This window comes from Nonomuraea solani (genome assembly GCF_900108335.1).
Lineage (GTDB): Bacteria > Actinomycetota > Actinomycetes > Streptosporangiales > Streptosporangiaceae > Nonomuraea > Nonomuraea solani.
In genome coordinates this window covers 677912-692570 of sequence record NZ_FNVT01000004.1, presented here as the reverse complement: position 1 = coordinate 692570, position 14659 = coordinate 677912, and the positions used below count along the sequence as shown (strand labels likewise).

The 14659-nt window shown below is 71.1% G+C and carries 16 protein-coding genes; 7 read left to right on the top strand and 9 right to left on the bottom strand.

Translation table 11 applies throughout. The features are described from left to right. Positions 1–65: 65 nt before the first annotated feature. A complete protein-coding gene (locus C4V41_RS18960; RefSeq protein ID WP_103957185.1) occupies positions 66–1211 on the top strand; it encodes an FAD-dependent oxidoreductase in 1146 nt (381 codons plus the stop codon). Here the strand turns inward: C4V41_RS18960 and C4V41_RS18955 are convergent. Further along, the gene (locus C4V41_RS18955) at positions 1173–2048 is read right to left on the bottom strand and encodes a 4-hydroxy-tetrahydrodipicolinate synthase family protein (protein WP_103957184.1); all 876 of its coding nucleotides are present in this window, start codon (positions 2046–2048) and stop codon (positions 1173–1175) included. The two genes, C4V41_RS18960 and C4V41_RS18955, sit on opposite strands and share 39 nt — an antisense overlap. A gap of 72 nt (positions 2049–2120) precedes the next feature. Here C4V41_RS18955 and C4V41_RS18950 point away from each other — a divergent pair, with 72 nt between their 5' ends. Continuing rightward, a complete protein-coding gene (locus tag C4V41_RS18950; protein ID WP_103957183.1) occupies positions 2121–2990 on the top strand; it encodes a LysR family transcriptional regulator in 870 nt (289 codons plus the stop codon). Here the strand turns inward: C4V41_RS18950 and C4V41_RS18945 are convergent. Continuing rightward, positions 2971–3567: a TetR/AcrR family transcriptional regulator gene (locus C4V41_RS18945; protein WP_235030220.1), complete on the bottom strand. Its 597-nt coding sequence runs from the start codon at positions 3565–3567 to the stop codon at positions 2971–2973. The two genes, C4V41_RS18950 and C4V41_RS18945, sit on opposite strands and share 20 nt — an antisense overlap. 81 nt (positions 3568–3648) lie before the next feature. Between C4V41_RS18945 and C4V41_RS18940 the strand changes: the two genes are divergently transcribed. Continuing rightward, the gene (locus C4V41_RS18940; RefSeq protein ID WP_200824064.1) at positions 3649–4602 is read left to right on the top strand and encodes a quinone oxidoreductase family protein; all 954 of its coding nucleotides are present in this window, start codon (positions 3649–3651) and stop codon (positions 4600–4602) included. On the opposite strand, the gene C4V41_RS18935 is transcribed toward C4V41_RS18940, so the two are convergent. Together C4V41_RS18935 and C4V41_RS18930 are read right to left on the bottom strand one after the other, a co-directional pair. Beyond that, complete coding sequence (locus C4V41_RS18935) at positions 4592–5542, bottom strand: serine hydrolase domain-containing protein (RefSeq protein WP_103957181.1); 951 nt, start codon at positions 5540–5542, stop codon at positions 4592–4594. The two genes, C4V41_RS18940 and C4V41_RS18935, sit on opposite strands and share 11 nt — an antisense overlap. A 139-nt stretch (positions 5543–5681) precedes the next feature. Then, positions 5682–6200 (bottom strand): flavoprotein, encoded by a 519-nt coding sequence (locus C4V41_RS18930; RefSeq protein WP_103957180.1) that lies wholly within the window; start codon positions 6198–6200, stop codon positions 5682–5684. A gap of 106 nt (positions 6201–6306) precedes the next feature. Here C4V41_RS18930 and C4V41_RS18925 point away from each other — a divergent pair, with 106 nt between their 5' ends. Next, a complete protein-coding gene (locus tag C4V41_RS18925) occupies positions 6307–7260 on the top strand; it encodes a polyprenyl synthetase family protein (RefSeq protein WP_103957179.1) in 954 nt (317 codons plus the stop codon). A gap of 68 nt (positions 7261–7328) precedes the next feature. Here the strand turns inward: C4V41_RS18925 and C4V41_RS18920 are convergent, their stop codons facing one another. Next, positions 7329–8762 (bottom strand): MFS transporter, encoded by a 1434-nt coding sequence (locus C4V41_RS18920; RefSeq protein WP_103957178.1) that lies wholly within the window; start codon positions 8760–8762, stop codon positions 7329–7331. Positions 8763–8802: 40 nt separating this feature from the next. Further along, positions 8803–9531, bottom strand: a complete 729-nt coding sequence (locus tag C4V41_RS18915) for a class I SAM-dependent methyltransferase (protein WP_103957177.1) — start codon at positions 9529–9531, stop codon at positions 8803–8805. A 127-nt stretch (positions 9532–9658) separates the two neighbouring features. Between C4V41_RS18915 and C4V41_RS18910 the strand changes: the two genes are divergently transcribed. Beyond that, positions 9659–11026 carry an LCP family glycopolymer transferase gene (locus C4V41_RS18910; protein WP_235030219.1) on the top strand — a complete coding sequence of 456 codons (1368 nt, stop codon included), beginning with the start codon at positions 9659–9661 and terminating at the stop codon, positions 11024–11026. Here the strand turns inward: C4V41_RS18910 and C4V41_RS18905 are convergent. Beyond that, positions 11023–11496, bottom strand: coding sequence for a tetratricopeptide repeat protein (locus tag C4V41_RS18905; RefSeq protein WP_103957176.1), 474 nt, complete (start codon positions 11494–11496; stop codon positions 11023–11025). The genes C4V41_RS18910 and C4V41_RS18905 overlap by 4 nt on opposite strands. 69 nt (positions 11497–11565) lie before the next feature. Between C4V41_RS18905 and C4V41_RS18900 the strand changes: the two genes are divergently transcribed. Together C4V41_RS18900 and C4V41_RS18895 are read left to right on the top strand one after the other, a co-directional pair. After that, entirely contained in the window at positions 11566–12495 is a 930-nt protein-coding gene (locus tag C4V41_RS18900) for an ATP-binding protein (protein ID WP_103957175.1), read from the top strand. 79 nt (positions 12496–12574) lie between these two features. Beyond that, complete coding sequence (locus tag C4V41_RS18895) at positions 12575–12961, top strand: SCO5389 family protein (RefSeq protein ID WP_103957174.1); 387 nt, start codon at positions 12575–12577, stop codon at positions 12959–12961. 34 nt (positions 12962–12995) lie between these two features. Here the strand turns inward: C4V41_RS18895 and C4V41_RS18890 are convergent, their stop codons facing one another. Both C4V41_RS18890 and C4V41_RS18885 read right to left on the bottom strand, forming a co-directional pair. Then, positions 12996–13967 (bottom strand): LLM class flavin-dependent oxidoreductase, encoded by a 972-nt coding sequence (locus C4V41_RS18890; RefSeq protein ID WP_103957362.1) that lies wholly within the window; start codon positions 13965–13967, stop codon positions 12996–12998. Positions 13968–13986: 19 nt separating this feature from the next. Further along, on the bottom strand, positions 13987–14658 hold the full coding sequence (locus C4V41_RS18885) for a ribonuclease HII (protein WP_103957173.1): 672 nt from the start codon (positions 14656–14658) through the stop codon (positions 13987–13989). Position 14659 lies beyond the last annotated feature (1 nt).

Below are 14659 nucleotides of genomic sequence, written 5' to 3'. Positions count from 1 at the left end.
ATACCTGTCGACATCGCCGCCCGCCTCTAGTTATATTTCGTTCGACCGAACGAAAGGTTATCACCATGAAGGCTCTGATCATAGGCTGCGGCGTCGGCGGACCGGCCACCGCGATGGCCCTGCGCGAGGTGGGCATCGAGGCGGAGATCTACGAGGCTTACCCGCAGAGTGCCGAGAACGTGGGCTCGTTCCTGAACGTGGCCTCCAACGGCCTGGCCGCCCTGCGCGTGCTCGGCGCGCACAAGATGGTGCTGGAGTCGGCCGTCCCGACGCCGCACATGGTCATGTGGAGCGGCTCCGGCAAGCGGCTCGGGGAGGTGGCCAACGGCCTGCGGCTCGACGACGGCACCGTGAGCCACACCGTCCTGCGCTCCGACCTCTACCGCACCGTGCGCGACGAGGCCGGGCGGCGGGGGATTCGCACCTCGTACGGCAAGCGCCTGGTCTCGTACGAGGACGGCCCCGGCGGCGTGACGGCCACCTTCGAGGACGGCACCCAGGCCACCGGCGACCTGCTGATCGCGTGCGACGGCGTGCAGTCGCGCACCCGCGCGATCCTCGACCCGCAGGCCCCCGGCCCGCGCTACAGCGGCCTCTACAGCTTCGGCGGGATCGTCAGGGACGCGGGGTTCACCGGCGAGCCCGGCGTGTACAACATGGTCTTCGGCAAGCGCGCGTTCTTCGGCTACACGGTGACCGAATCGGGCGACACCTGGTGGTTCGCGAACCTGCCCCGGCGGCTCGGCGACGTGCCCCACGACTGGAAGCCCGTGCTGATCGAGGCGTTCGAGGGCGACGCGAACTTCTCCGCCGAGCTCATCCGCCGCAGCGACGTCGACCTGGCGCTGCCGATCCACGACCTCCCGCCGGTGCCCGTCTGGCACCGGGGCCGGGCCCTGCTGACCGGCGACGCCGCGCACGCGACCTCACCGAGCGCCGGCCAGGGCGCGTCGCTGGCCATCGAGGACGCGATCGTGCTGGCCAGGTGCCTGCGCGACAGTGCGGGGCACGCGGAGGCGTTCGCGCGCTACGAGGCCGAGCGGCGGCCCAGGGTGGAGCGGGTGGTGGCCTACTCCAGGACCATCAGCAACAGCAAGGCCGCGGGGCCGGTCGCCCGGGTGTTCCGCGACCTGATGATGCCGATCTTCCTCAAGAAGAGCGCGAGCCAGGAGTCACTCGCCTGGATGTACCGCTACCAGGCGAGCCTGTGACACCGCCTCGGGGCCGGCGGGCACCAGCGGCAACCGTACGTCCGGGGTCGGGATCAGGCCCTGGGCATGCAGGACGCCCTTGATCACGGTGGGGTTGGGCTCGGCGAACAGCGTCGCGGAGAGCCTGGCCAACCGGTGCCCGAGCCCTCTGGCCCGCTCGACGTCGCCCGCGTGCCAGGCGTCGGCCAGTTCCACGAAGGCCCTGGTCCGCAGATGCGCCGAGGCGAGGATCCCGCCCGCGGCGCCCAGGGCGAGCAGCGGCGAGATGAAGAGGTCGTCGCCGCCCAGCACCTCGAACCCCTCGGGCAGGTCTCCCAGCAGGTCCACCGCGTCCTGGTCGATCCCGCCGGCGGCGTACTTCACCGCCGCGACCATCGGGTGCGCGCCGAGATGCCGCAGCGTGGCGGCGCTCACGGCCTGCCCGGTCCGGTAGGGAATCTGGTAGATCACCAGCGGCACCGGAGTCTCCTCCGCCAGCGCCTCGAAGTGCGCGATGACCCCGCGCTCGCCGGGCCGCAGGAAGTACGGCACCGTCACCAGCGCGGCCCCGACCCCCTCGGGCAGGTCGCGCAGCGCCCGGCTGGTCGAGCGGGTGTCGTTCCCGGTCAGTCCCACCGTCAGCAGCGCGTTCCGTTCGGCGCAGATCCGCGCGCACACCTCGATCACGCGGGCCCGCTCGGCGGGCTCCAGCGCGGCCACCTCACCGGTGGTGCCCAGCGCGACCAGGCCTGCCGCGCCGTCGTCGAGCACCTGGTGGGCGAGCTTCTCGATCGCGTCCACGGCCACCGCGCCCGACGAGTCGAACGGCGTGACCAGCGGTACGTGGATTCCTCTCATGCTTTCGAGCCTGGCCCACCCAGACCCGTTAGGTCCAGCGCGGATTTCTACGCCCGAGCTTAAGCTGAACTTATGCTCGATCCCCGCAAGCTCCACCTGCTCCGCGAACTCGCCAGGCGCGGCACGATCGCCGCCGTGGCGGAGGCGGTGACGTTCACGCCGTCGGCGGTCTCCCAGCAGCTCAGCGCCCTGGAACGGGAGGCCGGGGTGCCGCTGCTCGAACGCACGGGGCGCACGGTGGCGCTGACCCCGGCCGGGCACGTGCTGGTCGAGCACGCGCAGGCCGTACTGGAGCAGCTCGAACGCGCGTCGGCCGCCCTCGCCGCCGCGCGGGGCGGGCCTTCGGGGCCGCTGCGGATCGGCGCGTTCCCCACGGCCACCCGCGTGCTGCTGCCGCCCGCGCTCGCCGAGCTGGCCGGCGCGCACCCCGGGCTGACGCCGATGGTCTCCGAGATCGACCCCGCCGACGTCTCGGCCGCGCTGCGGGCCGGTGAGCTGGACGTGGCCCTCGTCCACGAGTACGACTTCGTCCCGCCGGTCACCGACACCTCCATCGAGACCGAGCCGCTGTTCAGCGAGCCGATGTACCTGACCGACCGCCCCTCCGTGGCCGCCGCCCGCGACGACGCGTGGATCACGAACAAGCCCGGCACCCTCTGCCACACCATGGCGATCCGGGCCTGCCAGGCGGCCGGCTTCGAACCTCTCGTCCGGCACCACATCGACGACTTCGACACCGTCCTGGCCTTCACCGCCGCCGGTCAGGGCGTCGCGCTCGTCCCCCGTCTGGCGGCCACCAACCCGCCGCCGGGCGTCAAGCTCACCCGCCTGCCGCTGAGCCGCCGCACACTGGCCGCCTTCAGAAGGGGCAACGGCCGCCACCCGGCCATCGAGGCGGCCATCGCCGCCTTCCGCGTGACGATCAGCCGACTCCCCCTCTGAACAACCCTCTGACCAGCTCGGCGAACCCGGCCGCCAGCCGCTCGTGCTCCCCGGCCCGCAACTGGCTCGCGATCGGCTCCATGTGCAGGGTGCCGAGCAGCATGTGCGCGATCTGCCCGGCGTCCACGTCGGGCCGCCCCTCGGCGATCAGCGCCGACACGTGCCGGTGCCAGAACACGTAGATCGGGTTGGCCTCCCTGGGCTGCTCGGCGGCGGCCTTCCTGGTGACCATGGCGTGCTCGTGCGCCGCCATGAGGTTGCCGTTGCGCGCCCCCAGCGCGGCCACCTCCGCGAGGAAGGCGACCAGCCGCTCCACCGGCTCCGCCCCGGGCCCGAGCGGCGGCGGCCCGTCGGTCACGGCCTGCTCCAGCTCGCGCGCCCGCTCGGACATCAGCTCCAGCATCAGCCCCGTACGGCTGCCGAACCGATGAAAGACCGTCCCCTTGCCCACCCCGGCGGCGGTCGCGACCCGCTCGACGGAGACCTGCTCGGGCGGATGCCGCCGCAGCAGCTCCTCGGCCGCCCGCAGGATCGCCTGCCTGTTGCGCGCGGCGTCGGCCCGCTCTCGACGTTCCACCCGGTCATTCTTGCCCATGGACAAAATTGACCAGCGGTCCATATATTAACTGGACCAAAGGTTCAGTTAAAGGAGACCTGCATGCGCGCGATCGTCCTGCCGCGAACCGGCACCCCGGACCTGCTCCAGCTCACGGACCTGCCCCGCCCGGCGCCCGCGGAAGGCCAGGTGCTCATCCGAGCCCAGGTGATCGGGGTCAGCTACGCGGAGACCCAGATCCGGGCCGGCAGCCTGCCCTTCCCGCTCCCCCTGCCCACCGTGCTCGGCGCCGAGGCGGCCGGCGAGGTGATCGAAGTGGGCCCGGGAGTCGACGACAAGCTCCTGGGCGCCACGCTGGTCGGCGTGACCGGCGGGCTCGGCGCCTACGCCGAGTACGTGGCCATCCCCGCCGCCCTGACCGCCCCGGTCCCGGACGGCGTGACCCCTGCCCAGGCCCTCGCGGCGGCGGCCCCCGGCGCGCTGGCCCTGGCCCTCCTGCACCGCGCGAACCTGCGCGACGGCGAAACGGTCCTGGTGGAGGCCGGCACCAGCTCGGTCGGCAGCCAGCTCCTCCGGCACGCCAAGGAGTTCGGCGCCGGCCGGGTGATCGCCACCGCGGGCTCGCCCGCCAAGCGCGAACGAGCCGCGGAGCTGGGCGCGGACACCGTACTGGACCACACGACCGACGGCTGGCCCGCCGGCCTACCGGACGTGGACGTGGTCTTCGAGTCCATCGGCGGCCCGTCGGCCAGACAGGTCCTCGACCGCCTCACCCCCGGCGCCGGCCGCATGCTCTATTACGGCCTGCTCAGCGGCACCCCCGCCGCCGTCACCGCCGCCGACCTCATGGAACGCGGTGTGACGATCACCGCCTGCAGCGGCCCGGCCTGGGCGGGCGAGGTCTTCGGCACGCACTACCCCGAACTGCTGTCCAGACTGGCCACAGGCCGCAGCCAAGCGGACATCGCCCGCACGCTCCCCCTGGAGCAGGCCGCCGAAGCCCACCGCCTCCTGGAGACCCGCGCCGTCATGGGCCGCGTCCTCCTCACCCCATGAGCACGGCGTCCAGCACGGCCCAGGAGCCACTCGCGTCCCCGTCATAGTCCCCGGCGTTCACCGCCACGACCAGCTCGGCGCCCGGCACCACGCACAGCACCTGCCCACCGTTCCCCATCCCCTGGACGGAGTCGCGCTCCCCGGACCCCACGTACCACTGGTAGCCGTAGTCGAGCCCGTCGCGAACGCGCACCCGAGGCCGCAGCATCTCCTGGAGCCACTCACCGGCCACGACGTCCCGGCCGCCGTCGAGCACGAGTTGCCCGATGGCGGCCAGATCGACCGGCCGCAGCCGCAGCCCCGCCGCCGCGCTCACCAGCCCGTGGCCGCCCTTGGTCCACTCGAACGCCTCGATGCCGAGCGGCCGGAACAGCACCTCGGCGGCATACTCCTCCAGCGGCCGCCCCGCCCCACGGGCGATGATCCCCCCGATGACGGCCGTGGCCCCGCCGCAGTAGTGCCACCGCTCGCCCGCCGCCTCGACGACCGGCCGCTCCAGCACGAACCGGTACCGGTCCGGAGCCAGCTCCATGGCGATCTCGCTGTTGGCCGGGCTGGTGTAGGGCGCGCTCTCGTCCCACTCAAGCCCCAGGGTCATGGTCAGCGCATGCTCGACGGTGAGATGCGCCCTCTCAGGATCACCCACCAAATCCTCATATTCCGGGAACAGCCCCACCAACTTCGCCCCCGGCTCCGGCACCAGCCCCTGCCCCAGCGCGATCCCGTACAGCAACCCCACCACGCTCTTGGACACGGACCGCAGGTCGTGCAGGGTGTCCCGCCCGAACTCCACATGCCCGAGCGAGTCCCCCAGCCGATGATCGACCCCGGCGCCGTACCGCTCCAGCACCACGTCCCCGCCCCGCATCACCACGAGCCCATGAAACCCAGGCGCCTTACCCGACCGCAGGACCTCATCGACCCGCGCACCCATCTCCATGCCTACCTCCTCGATTCCGGCACCCCCAGGCATACCGCCTCACACAGTGTCAGACTCAATCGCCATCTCCGGCTCCTCGAAGAGCAGCTCGGGCTGGTGGAGCCCGGGCTCCCGATCGCCCTCTGGCGGCCGGAGGACCTCATCGCGACGTGGCGGGCCTGGTGCCCAGCTCGGTCAGGGCGCTTTCCCAGGGGTAGGGCTCCGCGTGGCCGGCGTTCAGGACGACGCGGACGCCGTCGGCGCGCAAATCCTCAAGACTGCGCCGGTACGGCGTGCGCGCGGCCAGCGCGGCGTTGACGAACGGCAGCACCACGACCGGGATGCCCAGCCCCGGCGCCTCCGCCAACACGCCCAGCGCGTACGTGTCCGCGATCCCCCGGGCGAACTTGTTGATCGTGTTGTACGTCGCCGGCGCCACGATGATCGCGTCGGCCCGGGGCGGCTTCGGCTCGTGCGGCTTGCGGTACCGGCTGCGTACCGGCCGCCCCGTCCGCCGCTCCAGGCCGGGCACGTCGATGAAGTCCAGCGCCGACGGAGTGGCCACGATCTGCACGATCCAGCCCTGGTCCTGCGCCATCACGACGAGCCGCCCGACGTCGGCCGCCGCGCCCGCGGCACAGACGACGAGATAGAGGACCTCTCCCGGTGATTCGGTCACGCGATGCACTCCCGTAGTCGATGGTCTGCCTACGACAAGGATGGGCTGAGAGGCCCCTCAGGGTTTCTCAGGCCCGGCACAGCGGCCGGGACGCAGGCTGGACGGCATGGATGAACTGCTGCGCAGCCCGGCCATCGCCGCGGGGCTGACCAAGGTCGAAGCCAGGATCCGGCGCCTGAGCGGGTCGTCCGCGCTGCCCGGCATCAACGCCGGCGCCGGGCGCATCGTCTCGGCGGGCGGCAAGCGGCTGCGGCCCGCCATGACGCTGGCCGCCTCCCTCGCCCTCGGCAAGACCCCCGACCGCCGGGTGATCACGGCCGCGGCCTGCGTCGAGCTCATCCACGCCGGGTCCCTCGTGCACGACGACCTCATGGACCGGGCCACCGAGCGCCGTGGCGCCAGGACGCTCAACGCCGAGCTGGGCGACGGCAAGGCGCTGGTGATCGGGGACTTCATGCTGGCCAGGGCCGGGCTGGCGGCGATCACGGCGGTGTCCAGGCCGGTGGCCGAGGTGCTGGCGGCGACCGTGGTGGAGCTGGCCGAGGGGCAGTATCTGGAGACGACCGACCTGTTCAACGCCGCCCGTACCAAGGAGAGCGCGCTGCGGTCGATCACCGGCAAGACCGCCGCACTCTTCAGGGCCGGTTGCCTGGTGGCGGCCGTGTGCGCGCACGCCTCGGCGGAGGACAGGGCGCGGATGGCGACGTACGGGGAGAGGTTCGGGCTGATCTTCCAGATCCTCGACGACCTGCTGGACCTGACCGCCACCAGCGAGCAGCTCGGCAAGCCGGCCGGGCACGACCTGCGGCAGGGCGTCTACACCCTGCCCGTGCTGCTGGCGGAGATCGACGTGACGGGACCGGTGGACGAGGTGCTGGCCAGACTGCGGGCGAGCCGGATGGTGGACGACACGATCGAGTATTGCCGGGGCCTGGCCGCGGACGCGCTGGCCGCGCTGCCGGTGATCCACGACCGGGAAATGGCGGGCCTGCTCTATGGGCTGCCCAGCGCGTACATCGACCGGGTGGAGCGGCTGACCCGACTGACCACCGTGAGTTGAACAAATCCGCCAATTTCCTGAAACGGTGCGCCGGCTACCCCACAATCTGGACCCCGGCCCGATGCGGGTCATGTGGCCTTCGCGGACGTGAGCGGCTCCGCGATGTCCTCCAGCCCCCTGCGTTCGGCCTTGACCCCCAGGAACAGCTCGACGAGCCCGGCCGCGATCATCACCAGCGCGCCGACGGCGAACGCGAGCGCGGTGTCCGACGGCCGGCCGCTCTCGACCAGCGAGGCGAAGATGAGGGGGCCGGCGATGCCGCCGACGGCCGTTCCGACCGCGAAGAAGAACGCGATGGCCATCGCCCTGGTCTCCATGGGGAAGATCTCGCTGACCGTCAGGTACGCGGAACTCGCCCCGGCCGAGGCCACGAACAGCACCACCGACCAGCAGGCCGTCAGCGTGACCGCGTCCAGCGCGCCCTGGTTGAACAGATACGCCGTGCCGAGCAGCAGCACCCCGGAGACGATGTACGTGGCCGAGATCATCGGCACCCGGCCCACGGTGTCGAAGAGATGACCGAGCAGCAGCGGCCCGAGGAAGTTGCCGACCGCGATGACCGCGAAGTAGTAACCGGTGTGCGTGTCGATGCCGTAGAACGTGGACAGGATCTGCGCGTACCCGAAGGTGATCGCGTTGTAGAGGAACGCCTGCCCGATGAAGAGCGACAGCCCCAGCACCGTGCGCTTGGGGTAGCGGGCGACCATCGTGTGCGCGATCTGCACGAACCCGATCGACTTGCGCTGGTGGATGGTCATCGACCGCTCGGGCTCCGGCAGGTCGTCCTTGCCGATCCGGTTCTCGACGTCGTCGACGATCCGCTCGGCCTCCTCGCCCCGGCCGTGGATGAACAGCCAGCGGGGGCTCTCCGGCACGTTACGGCGGACGAGCAGGATGGCCAGGCCCAGCACCACGCCCAGGCCGAAGGCGACGCGCCAGCCGATGTTGACCGGCAGGTCGTTCAGCAGCGGCACGGTCAGCAGCGCGCCACCGGCGGCACCGAGCCAGTAGCTGCCGTTGATGATGATGTCGATGCGGCCGCGGTGCCGGCTGGGGATGAGCTCGTCGATGGCGGAGTTGATGGCCGCGTACTCGCCGCCGATCCCGAACCCGGTCAGGAACCTGAACAGGAAGAACCACCACGCGCTGAAGGAGAAGGCGGTCATCAGCGTCGCCACCAGGTAGACGACCAGCGTGATGATGAACAGCTTCTTCCTGCCGAACCTGTCGGTCAGCCAGCCGAAGAAGAGGGCGCCGGAGCAGGCTCCGGCCACGTAGAGCGCGGCGGCCAGGCCCGCGACCTGCGCCTGGGTGATGTCGAGGCCGCTGCCCGGCTTGGCCAGTTGGGCGGACAGGTTGCCGACGATGGTGACCTCTAGACCGTCGAGGATCCAGACGGTGCCGAGACCGATGACGATCATCCAGTGCCACCGTGACCACGGCAGCCGGTCCAGCCGTGCGGGCACTTTCGTGCTGATGGTACCGGTTTCCACGTCGCTCATAAGGTCAACTGGATACCCGGCGAGCGGGTGGCAAACGTGCCTACGAGGCAGGCTTTCTGGCCTCCACGATCTCCGTGCGGAACCACGGGCCGCCGTACCAGAAGCGCCAGCCGGCGTCGCGCCGCCGTACGTCGACGACGCCCAGTTCGCGCAGCGTGCTCTCGTACGCGGGGGTGTGCTGGAAGTCGGCGATCAGCATCAGCCCGCCGGGTCGCAGCACCCGGTGCGCCTCGCGCACGGCCCGCTCGCGACCCTCGGCGGCGGCGATGTTGTGCACGGCCAGGCTGGAGACGACCACGTCGAACGCGTCGTCGCCGAACGGCAGGTCGCGCAGGTCGCCCGTCACCAGGTCCACCCGCTCGGAGACGCCTTCTGCCGCGGCGTTCGCCCGGGTCACCGGCGCGTTGTTGCCCGACTGGTCGCGCGAGCGCCACAGGTCGACGCCGGCAGCCCGGCCCTTCTCCAGCCGCTGGGCCGCGAGCAGCAGCACCGCGCCCCGGCCGCAGCCCAGGTCGAGCAGCCGTTCGCCGCCCTCCAGCCGCCCGAGCTCCTCGGCCCAGACGGCGAACTTGCCGCGCCGCGTCGTGTAGAGGTAGCTGGCCGCGCTGGCCAGCGTGTAGAGGGCGCCGAAGAGGAAGGCCAGGCCCGCGGGGAGGATGTCGAGGGTGAACGAGGCCGTCGCCAGGGCCAGCAGCACGATCGCTCCGAAGAGCAGACCGGCCAGCGCCCAAGGGGCGTCGAATCCGTACCTGCCGTGTCGCTTGCGCACATTCACGTTATATCTCAATGTGGTCTTGACGGGGAATTGACCAAACCCTTCCCCTTCGTCCCGTCTATCACGCACAGCGCATTACTAAGGTGGCTTGGATGGGCACGCAATGGGGGTTTGACCAGGCATGACAGCAAAAGAGCGGAATTTTGGCCTGGGCGCGAGCCTCGCACTGACGCTGGCCTCGACGGTGCTGTGGGGGGTGGCACATCTGGCCGCCGAACGCCGCAAGACCGGCCTGGCCCTCATGGCGGCCTACGTGCTGATGCTGGCCGGCGTGCTGATCGTGTTCACCGCGTTCAGCATCGACCTGCTGTCGCTGGCCGTCCAGCCCCGCTGGCTCACCGTGCTCACCGTCGCGCTGGTCGTGATCGCCCTCGCCTGGACGGCCGTGATCGTCTGGTCCTTCCTCCTGGTACGCCCCGCGCCCTCCGACACCGTCGGCCGCTTCCTGACCACGACCCTGGCCATCGCCCTCTGCGCCCTCGTCCTGGCCCCCACCGCGTACGCCACCCGGCTCGCCTACCTGTCGCGCGACGTCGTCAACACCCTGTTCAAGCCGGGCAACGCCGCGCCCGTGGTGGCACAGGACCCGTGGAACGGCGCCGACCGGGTCAACTTCCTGCTGCTCGGCGGCGACTCGGCGCCCGGCAGGCCCGGGGTGCGTACCGACAGCATGACCGTCGCCAGCGTGGACCTCGAATCCGGCACGACCACCCTGTTCGGCCTGCCGCGCAACCTCCAGCGGGTGCCGCTCCCCGAGGGCCCGGCCAGGGCGCGCTTCCCCTCGGGCTTCACCGGCGGCGGACGTGACACCCCCGGCCTGCTCAACGAGGTCTTCCAGTTCGCCGAGGACCACCCGGCCCTGGTGCCGGGCGTGGAGAAGGGCCATCGCGGCCCCACCCTGCTCAAGCAGACGGTCAGCGACATTCTCGGCATCGACGTGAACTACTACGCCATGGTCGACATGAAGGGTTTCGCCGAGATCATCGACGCCATGGGCGGCGTCGAGGTGACCATCAAGGAGCCCATCGTCTACGGCAAGCGCCGCGAGGGCCTGCTCGCCGCCGGCACCCGCAAGCTGTCCGGCCAGGAGGCCCTCTGGTACGGCCGCTCACGCACCGACAGCGACGACTACGTCCGCATGGGCCGCCAGAAGTGCCTGCTCAACGCCGTCGCCAAGCAGGCCGACCCGCTGACCGTGCTCAACAGCTTCGAGCGCCTGGCCGCGGCCACGAAGCGGGCCATCTCCACCGACCTGCCCCAGAATCTCCTCCCCGCCGTCGTGGACCTGTCGCAGAAGGTCAAGGGGGCCAAGATGCGCAGCCTCAGCTTCGTGCCGCCGCTGATCACCACGGCGGACCCCGACTGGTACCTGATCCGCCGCAAGGTCTCGGAGGTCCTGGAGGACGAGCGGCCCACGACCAAGACCGCCGCGCACACCCCGGCGCCCAGCCCCGACGCCCCGATCAGCCTCGACGCCGCCTGCGGTTAGACCGTTTCATCCAGGTTGTCGGCGTAATAGGCGATGGCCCGCCCGTAACCACCGGCCTTGTCGGACTCGGCGACCACCTTGAGCAAGGTGGAGACCGCCTCGTCCGAGCGCCCCAGGTTGTGCAGCGCCATGGCCATGAACGTGCGCAGCCCCGCGTCCCCGGGAAACTCCTTGAGCGCCCGCAGGAACGTCTCGACGGACTCCTCGTAGCGCCCGAGCACCCGCAACGTGCTCCCGTAGCCCGTGAAGGCCCCCAGCCGATCGCTCAGCCCGTCACCGGCGAGCGCCCGCTCGTAGTAGGGCGCCGCCTCGGCCTCCAGCCCGAGCACGTCGTGCACCCAGGCCGCCTGGTAGTTGACCTCGCCGTCGTCCGGGTGTTGCCAGGCCAGCTCGACGAGCAGCTTCCTGGCCTCCTCATGGGAACCCTCCTCGCGCAGCCGCACGGCACGGGCCAAATCTTCGTCACGCATACGTCCGAGTGTGGCATGATGACGATCGTCCCGAACGGAAACGATTTTCATGCCCACCAGGAGTAGCCAGTGAGAGTGGCGTTCGTCGGAAAGGGCGGCAGCGGCAAGACGACGATGTCGGCGCTGTTCGCCAGGCACATGGCGAGTCAGGGCGGCCCCGTGGTCGCCATCGACGCCGACATCAACCAGCACCTGGCCCTCGTGCTCGGCCTCGACCGGCAGCCGGAGCCGCTGGGCGCCCACCTCACCGAGATCAAGGACCGGCTGCGCGGCACGAACCCGCGCGTCCCGTCCGCCGATGTCATGGTCAAGACGACCCCGCCGGGCCGCGGCTCGACGCTGCTGAGCTTCGACGACCTGGCCGCCGACCCTTACGGCCTGACCACCCCCGACGGCCTGCGCCTGCTCGCGACCGGCCCCTTCAGCGAGGACGACCTGGGCGTCGCCTGCTACCACTCGAAGGTCGGCGCGGTGGAACTGCTGCTCAACCACCTGGTCGACGGCCCCGGCGAATACGTCGTGGTGGACATGACCGCCGGCGCCGACTCCTTCGCCTCCGGCCTGTTCACCCGCTTCGACCTGACCTTCCTCGTCGCCGAGCCGACCCGGCAGGGCGTGAGCGTCTACCACCAGTACCGCGACTACGCCGCCAAGTACGACGTCGCGCTCGCCGTGATCGGCAACAAGGTCCACGGTCAGGCCGACGTCGACTTCCTGCGCGAGCACGTAGGTGACGATCTTCTTACCTGGATGGAGCACTCGGCCGCCGTCCGCGCCATGGAGCAGGGCCGCCACTTCACCCTCGACGACCTGGAGCCGGCCAACGCCGACGCCCTGGCCGTGCTCCGCAAGCGGCTCGACGAACAGGACAAGGACTGGGCCCGCTTCGGCCGCCAGACCGTGGAGTTCCACCTGCGCAACGCCCGGGCGTGGGCCAACGACCGGACCGGTGCCGACCTGTCCGGGCAGATCGATCCGGACTTCGTCTACGGCCCATGAACCACACCTCCAGGCGTCTGGAGTGTCCCCCGTTATTTACCTAGCGTCAGTTTCAATCCCCCCTTGGAGAGGAGACAGCATGTCGCTGACCGTTCCGAACGATCTGCTCGACCAGGCCAGATCCGGTGACGTGGACGACGCCGCGTTCCTCGCGTGCGTCCGCGACTCACTGCCCTACGCGTGGTCGCTGATCAGCGAGCTGGTCAAGCAGCGTGAGCACACCGGGGCCGAGTTCGCCGACAACGAGGTGCCACCGCCGTCCGAGGAGGCCAGGGGGCAACTCCTGCGCTGCCTGGCGAGCGACTCGATGCGCGGCGCGCTGGAGCGTCACTACGGTGTGCGCCTGGCCTTCCAGAACTGTCACCGGGTGGCGGTCTTCGACCCGGCGGCGACGCGGGCCCTGGCCGACTTCGTCACTCCGCGGGCTCAGATCCTCAACCAGAAACCGGAGCTGGTGGACTGCTGACCCGTGTCCGGCGGGCCTTCCAGGGCCCGCCGGTTCAGCCGGTCAGCAGCGGCAGCACCTCGGCCCCGAACCGCCGGATGTTCTCCAGGGTCCGCCGGTGCTCGCCCAGCCCCTCCACCATCACGATGAAGTGCTCGATGCCGGTGACCTCCGAGGTGCGACGCAGGGTCTCGGCGCAGTGCCGGGCCGAGCCCACCGGGTGGATGCTCGTCAGCAGGTCCACATAGGCCGATACGTCCCGTGACGCCCGCCGCCTGCCGTCCACCGGCACATATCCGGCCAGGCCCGGCGCCAGCCAGCGCGGCATCGACCGCTTCAGCTCCCGTACCGCCTCGGCGGTCGAGTCGGCCACATAGGCGACCCCCGCTGCCACGTGCCCCTTCGCCGTCCCGCCATAGCCCGTGACCATCGCCGCCTTCTCCGCGTCGCCGATGTGCATCCCCAGCAACATCGGCAGCCCGCGCGCCGCCGCCAGCTCCACGGTCGCCTGCGAGGTGCACGCGACCACCGGCCGCAGCCGCGCCTCCGGCACCATGGCGACCTCCCTGAACCGGAAGAACTCCCCGTCGGCCGCCACCCGGCCTTGCGAAAGCGCGGCGAGCAGCAGGTCGAGCGACTCACCGAAGCCGCGCTCGTACCGTTCGACCCCGGTCCCGAACACCTCCAGATCCACCCACGGCCCGCCCCTGCCCACGCCCAGCGTGAACCGCCCGCCGGACAGGTGGTGCAGCATGGCCGCCTGCTCGGCCAGCGCCACGGGATGCCGCGTCGACAGCACGCTGACGGCCGTGCCGAGCCCGATCCTGGTGGTCCGGCCGATGGCGGCCGCCGCCAGCGTGGTGGCCGACGGGCACACGCCGTAGGACATGAAGTGGTGCTCGGCGATCCACGCGTCGTCGAACCCCGCCTCCTCGGCGGCGACGATCAGCTCGACGGCGTTCGCGAGCACCCGGCCCGGCTCCTGGCCGGGAAACTGCGCCGCGACGATGAAGACCCCGATCCGCACCACCCGATGATGGCTCCTTTCAGCTGAAAAGGGTGGCCTGTCCCTCGCCGGCGAGCGGGTCACGGTGCTGCTTCAGGTGGCGCCACTTCGGCAGGTCGTCCAGGTAGGACCAGGAGAGCCGGTGGTGCGCGGTCGGTCCTCGTTCGGCCAGGGTCTCCTGGTGGAGGGGCGAGGGGTAGCCGGCGTTCTCGGCGAAGCCGTAGTCGTCGCAGCCGATCGTCCCCATGTACGCGTCCCGCCGCACCTTGGCCAGCACGGACGCGGCCGCCACCGAGATGCTCGCCCCGTCGCCCTTGACCTCCAGCCGCACCGGCCAGGGCGCGCCGATGTAGTCGTGCTTGCCGTCGAGGATCACCGCGTCGGGACGCACCGGCAGCGACTCCAGCGCCCGGCGGGCGGCCCGGCGCAGGGCCTCGGTCATGCCGAGCGCGTCGATCTCGGTGTGCGTGGCCTCGCCGAACCCGACGCCGGCCGCCCAGACGGCCAGCTCGGCGGCGAGCGGCGGGCGCTTGGCGGCCGACACCTGCTTGGAGTCCGTCAGGCCGGCGGGCGGCTCGGACAGGTCGGTGACGACGGCACAGACCGTGACCGGCCCCGCCCAGGCGCCCCGGCCCACCTCGTCCACGCCCGCGACCGTGCGGACGCTCGGCTGGGAGAGCAGGAGGTGCTCGATGTCGTACGTCGGCGCCATA

Bases quoted from the DNA above. Each gene is read 5' to 3' on its own strand.
- C4V41_RS18885 (WP_103957173.1), bottom strand. From the start codon at position 14,658: ATGGCGCCGACGTACGACATCGAGCACCTCCTGCTCTCCCAGCCGAGC.
- C4V41_RS18935 (WP_103957181.1), bottom strand. From the start codon at position 5,542: ATGGAGATGGGTGCGCGGGTCGATGAGGTCCTGCGGTCGGGTAAGGCG.
- C4V41_RS18925 (WP_103957179.1), top strand. From the start codon at position 6,307: ATGGATGAACTGCTGCGCAGCCCGGCCATCGCCGCGGGGCTGACCAAG.
- C4V41_RS18920 (WP_103957178.1), bottom strand. From the start codon at position 8,762: ATGAGCGACGTGGAAACCGGTACCATCAGCACGAAAGTGCCCGCACGG.
- C4V41_RS18895 (WP_103957174.1), top strand. From the start codon at position 12,575: ATGTCGCTGACCGTTCCGAACGATCTGCTCGACCAGGCCAGATCCGGT.
- C4V41_RS18905 (WP_103957176.1), bottom strand. From the start codon at position 11,496: ATGCGTGACGAAGATTTGGCCCGTGCCGTGCGGCTGCGCGAGGAGGGT.
- C4V41_RS18960 (WP_103957185.1), top strand. From the start codon at position 66: ATGAAGGCTCTGATCATAGGCTGCGGCGTCGGCGGACCGGCCACCGCG.
- C4V41_RS18955 (WP_103957184.1), bottom strand. From the start codon at position 2,048: ATGAGAGGAATCCACGTACCGCTGGTCACGCCGTTCGACTCGTCGGGC.
- C4V41_RS18950 (WP_103957183.1), top strand. From the start codon at position 2,121: ATGCTCGATCCCCGCAAGCTCCACCTGCTCCGCGAACTCGCCAGGCGC.
- C4V41_RS18910 (WP_235030219.1), top strand. From the start codon at position 9,659: ATGACAGCAAAAGAGCGGAATTTTGGCCTGGGCGCGAGCCTCGCACTG.
- C4V41_RS18940 (WP_200824064.1), top strand. From the start codon at position 3,649: ATGCGCGCGATCGTCCTGCCGCGAACCGGCACCCCGGACCTGCTCCAG.